Source organism: Mesorhizobium sp. M7A.F.Ca.US.014.04.1.1, from assembly GCF_003998745.1.
Lineage (GTDB): Bacteria > Pseudomonadota > Alphaproteobacteria > Rhizobiales > Rhizobiaceae > Mesorhizobium > Mesorhizobium ciceri.
Window position 1 is genome coordinate 1 of the sequence record NZ_RZRW01000459.1, and the last position, 4,533, is coordinate 4,533.

At 64.3% G+C, this 4,533-nt stretch carries 5 protein-coding genes; 3 read left to right on the forward strand and 2 right to left on the reverse strand.

Annotated features, from left to right (window positions below):
• Window positions 1–103: 103 nt before the first annotated feature.
• Window positions 104–1,474 carry a pitrilysin family protein gene (locus EOA22_RS24955; protein ID WP_063167723.1) on the forward strand — a complete coding sequence of 457 codons (1,371 nt, stop codon included), beginning with the start codon at window positions 104–106 and terminating at the stop codon, window positions 1,472–1,474.
• Window positions 1,471–2,340: a patatin-like phospholipase family protein gene (locus tag EOA22_RS24960; protein ID WP_013532353.1), complete on the forward strand. Its 870-nt coding sequence runs from the start codon at window positions 1,471–1,473 to the stop codon at window positions 2,338–2,340. The genes EOA22_RS24955 and EOA22_RS24960 overlap by 4 nt, the downstream gene beginning before the upstream one ends.
• Before the next feature lie 39 nt (window positions 2,341–2,379).
• On the opposite strand, the gene EOA22_RS24965 is transcribed toward EOA22_RS24960, so the two are convergent.
• Window positions 2,380–2,922 carry a dihydrofolate reductase family protein gene (locus EOA22_RS24965; RefSeq protein ID WP_063167724.1) on the reverse strand — a complete coding sequence of 181 codons (543 nt, stop codon included), beginning with the start codon at window positions 2,920–2,922 and terminating at the stop codon, window positions 2,380–2,382.
• Between the two features lie 179 nt (window positions 2,923–3,101).
• Window positions 3,102–3,671, reverse strand: a complete 570-nt coding sequence (gene efp, locus EOA22_RS24970; protein WP_013532351.1) for an elongation factor P — start codon at window positions 3,669–3,671, stop codon at window positions 3,102–3,104.
• Between the two features lie 117 nt (window positions 3,672–3,788).
• Here efp and EOA22_RS24975 point away from each other — a divergent pair.
• On the forward strand, window positions 3,789–4,533 hold a 745-nt coding region (locus tag EOA22_RS24975), incomplete at its 3' end, for an amino acid--tRNA ligase-related protein (protein WP_127390281.1).

The window sequence follows — 4,533 nt, forward strand, 5'->3', positions numbered from 1 at the left end:
CTTCGCGGCCACCTTCTCCCCGCTGGGGAGAAGAGGCTGGCGCCAGCGCTGGCAAGCTCCTCTCCCCGTCGGGGAGAGGTCAGCCGAGCAAAGCGGAGGCTGGGTGAGGGGGAGCGCCGGCTTCCGCGATTGGTCGCTGCCGACGATTGCCGCATGGCGTGCACTCACCACCCTCTTTCTCTCCATCCTCTTCCTCATCCTGCCGGCGCTCACCGCGCGGGCCATGGAGATCCAGTCCGTCACCTCGCCAAAGGGCATCACCGCCTGGTTGGTCGAGGATTATTCCGTGCCGGTCGTGGCCATCCGCTTCGTCTTTGGCGGCGGCTCGACGCAGGATCCTGTCGGCAAGGAAGGACTGGCCAATCTGATGACCGGCCTGTTCGACGAAGGCGCCGGCCCGCTCGATAGTGAAGACTTCCAGATCAAGCTCGACGATGCCGGCGCCGAGATGAGCTTCGACGAGAGCCGCGACGGCATCTACGGCTCGATGCGCATGCTGGCCGAGCAGCGCGACCAGGCCTTCGACCTGCTGCGGCTGGCGGTCAACGAGCCGCGCTTCGACCAGTTGCCGATCGACCGCATCCGTTCCCAGATCCTGTCCGGCATCATCGCCGGCGAAAACGACCCGGACACGGTGGCGCAGAACAAATGGGCGCGCGCCCTCTATGGCGACCATCCCTATTCCCGCTCCGATCAGGGCACCAAGGAAAGCATCGCCGCCATCACGTCCGATGATCTGAAAGGCCTGCACAAAGCGGTGTTCGCGCGCGGCGGCCTGCATGTCGCCGTAGTCGGCGCCATCGACGCGGAGACGCTGAAGAAGAAGCTCGACATGGTGTTCGGCGACCTGCCGCAGAACCAGGCGCTGAGGCCTGTGGCCGATATCGACCCGAAGCTGGCGCAGCATATCGAGGTCGACTACGACCTGCCGCAGACCTCCCTGCAGCTCGCCTTTCCCGGCGTGAAGCGCAAGGCGGCGGATTTCTTCCCCGCCGTGCTGATGAACGAGATCCTCGGCGGCGGCACCTTCACCTCGCGCCTGTTCCAGGAAGTGCGCGAAAAGCGCGGACTGGCCTACAGTGTCAACTCCTCGCTCATCAACCAGGACCACGCTAACGCGTTGATCGTCAGCACCGGCACCCGGTCCGACCGTGCGGCCGAGACGCTTGGCATCGTCCGCGATGTCGTCAAGCAATTGGCCGAACAAGGCCCGACCGAAGCGGAACTGGCGGCGACCAAGAAATACATGATCGGCGCCTACGCCATCAACAATCTGGACTCGTCCAGCGCCATCGCCTCGACATTGGTCGAGTTGCAGCTCGACGATCTCGGCATCGACTACATGCAGCGCCGCGCCGGCTACATCAATGCGGTGACGCTCGAACAGGTCAAGGCGGCGGCGAAAAAGCTGCTGACCACCGAGCCGACCATCATGGTCATCGGCCCGAAACTGGCCGGAGCCGGCAAGGGATGAGCCCCACCTTCGGCATCGCCTTCGGCGGCGGCGGCGCGCGCGGGCTGGCCCACATCCATGTCATCGAGGCGCTGGACGAGCTCGGCATCAAGCCGGTGGCGATTGCCGGCTCGTCGATCGGCGCCATCATGGGTGCCGGCATGGCATCGGGTATGGCCGGCAAGGACATCCACGACTACGCCCGCTCGATCCTCGGCCGCCGCGCCGAGGTGGCCAGCCGCATGTGGCGGGCGCGGCCGGGCACGATAGCCGAAGCCATGCAGAACGGCATCCGCGTCAGCCAGTTCAATGTCGAGCGCATCCTGAAAGCCTTTCTGCCCGAGGCCATCCCCGAAACCTTTGCCGAGCTGAAGATCCCGCTGAAGGTGACGGCGACCGACTATTTCGGTCACAAGCTGGCCGTCTTCGAAGACGGCGACCTGCACTCCGCGCTGGCGGCGTCAGCGGCCATCCCTGCCGTGTTCCGTCCGGTGATGCGCGACGGCAGGCTGCTGATCGACGGCGGCATCTACAACCCCGTGCCGTTCGACCTGATCGAGAACGACGCCGACATCATCATCGGCGTCGACGTCGTCGGCGCGCCGGAAGAGGCCGACCGCAAACAGCCGACCTCCGTCGACCTGATGTTCGGCGCCACGCAATTGATGATGCAGTCGATCATCGCCAACAAGCTGAAGCAATGCCGCCCCGACATCCTGGTCCGCCCGGCAGTGTCGAGATACCGGGTCCTCGATTTCCTGAAGATCGACGCGCTGATGAACGAGACGGTGGATATCAAGGACGAACTGAAGCGGCAGGTGGAGAAGGCGGTGGAGGCGAGGAATAGCGCCGCCATCAAGGGGAGACGGGGCAAGCAGGTCGGGTGAGGATGCATCTCCCCATTCGATCTGAAAGGCTCCAACCGATTACGACTTAGCCGCCACCGGCGCATACTCCAGCGCCACAACGCCGTTGCTGAACGGCGTGGCCGAAATCAGTTCGAGCGACACCGGTTCGCCGCCTGGGAACAGCGGCTTGCCTTGGCCGACGGTGCCGGGATAACTGAGCAGCCTGACGCGGTCGACCAGGCCATGGCGCAGCAATTCCTGCGCGACGCTGAGGCTGCCATGCACATAGATGTTGCCGCCGCTGCCTTGCTTCAGCGTCCTGACCGCTTCCGGCAGCGGTCCCTTCAGCAATTCGGCAGGCTTCCAGTCGAGCGCCTTCAGGCTGTTCGACGCGACATATTTCGGCAGCGCGTTGAACCGTTCGGCAAAATCTCCGGTTTCCGTCGGCCAGGAGCCGGCAAAGATCTCATAGGTCGTGCGCCCCAAAAGCATGGCGCCGGTGTCGGCAAGCTCGTCCTCCTTGAACCTGTTCATCTCGTCGTTCCAAGTCATGCTTGGCAGCTTCTCGACCTCGGCAATGCCATCGACGCTGATGAATTCGGTGACGATAAGTTTTCGCATGGCGTTCTCCTTCTTCGCTCAAAGGACGGACCGCGCAGGGTCATTGCGACACGCTTCGTGAAAAATATCACTGTGCGGGCGGAGGCGCCGCGTTCAAGGGGAGACAGCGGAAGAGGACAAGGGTGAGCCCTGGTGAAACGCAGGGCTGGCCGGTAAACCCGTAACCCCACCGCTCGTCTTCAGTCCTTCGCCCGCTCCACATAAGCCCCATCCGCCGTCATCACCACCACGCGGGTGCCCGGCGCGATGTGGGGGGGCACCAGGGTGCGCACGCCGTTGGACAGCACGGCCGGCTTGTAGGACGACGAGGCCGTCTGTCCCTTGGTCGTCGGCTCGGTTTCCACCACTTCGAAGGTGGCGCGCTGCGGCAGCACCAGGGAAATGGCAATGCCGTTGAACTGCGACACCTGCACGGCCATGCCTTCCAGCAGGTAAGGTGCCATGTCGCCGACCACGGCTTCCGACACCGCCACCTGGTCGTAGGTTTCCGGGTTCATGAAGTGAAAGCCTTCGCCGTCGCGGTAGAGGAAGGTGTGCTCGCGCTCTTCGACATAGGCGCGCTCGACCTGCTCGGTGGTGCGGTAGCGTTCCGAAACCTTCACCCCGTCGCCGATGCGGCGCATGTCGAGCTGCGTTACCGGCGTGCCCTTGCCTGGGTGGATGTTTTCGGCAAAGAGGATCACATAAAGCTTGCCGTCCTTGTCGACGACATTGCCTTTGCGGAGCGAACTGGCGATGACTTTCACCACGGTTTTAAATCCTGCAAGAAGAGTTGACTGGCGTTTGCCGGCTAGTGCGGCGCTGGATGGGGGCCTACCGCATCTTGGCCGCCGCCGCCAGCCCCCTTCCACCATGTTCCGAGCCGCATGACCGAAGCTTCGCCCTGGTGGACGCCTGACGTTCACGCCGACCGCCGCCCGCGGCTGATGCTGCGCAATGGCATCGCCGCCGGCCTGCGCGACTGGTTCGCCGCCCATGATTTCGTCGAGGTGCAAACGGCGGCGCTGCAGGTCTCGCCCGGCAATGAGGCGCATCTGGCGGCTTTCGCCACGGAAGCGGTCGGGCCGGACGGTGCAAGGGCGCCACTCTATCTCCACACCTCGCCGGAATTCGCCTGCAAGAAGCTGCTCGCCGCCGGTGAAACCAGGATTTTCAGCTTCGGTCCGGTCTATCGCAACCGCGAGCGCGGCCCCTTGCATCATCCCGAATTCACCATGCTCGAATGGTACAGGGTGGGCGAGGCCTATGAGAGCCTGATGCTGGATTGTGCGGCCTTTCTGGCGCTGGCCGCGACAAGGACAGGGGCGACTCTTTTCTCTTTCCGGGGCCGCGACTGCGATCCGTTTGCCGAGCCGGAACGACTGACGGTGGCGGACGCTTTCGCCCACTATGCCGGCATCGACCTGCTGGCCACGGTCGCCGCCGACGGCAGCACCGACCGCGACGCGCTATACGCCGCCTTGATCCGGGCCGGCATGCGTACCGCGCCCGACGACAGCTGGGCCGACCTGTTCAGCCGGGTGATGGTGGAAAAAATCGAGCCATTCCTCGGGCAGGGACGAACGACCATCCTGTGCGAATATCCGGTGGCCGAGGCGGCACTGGCACGGC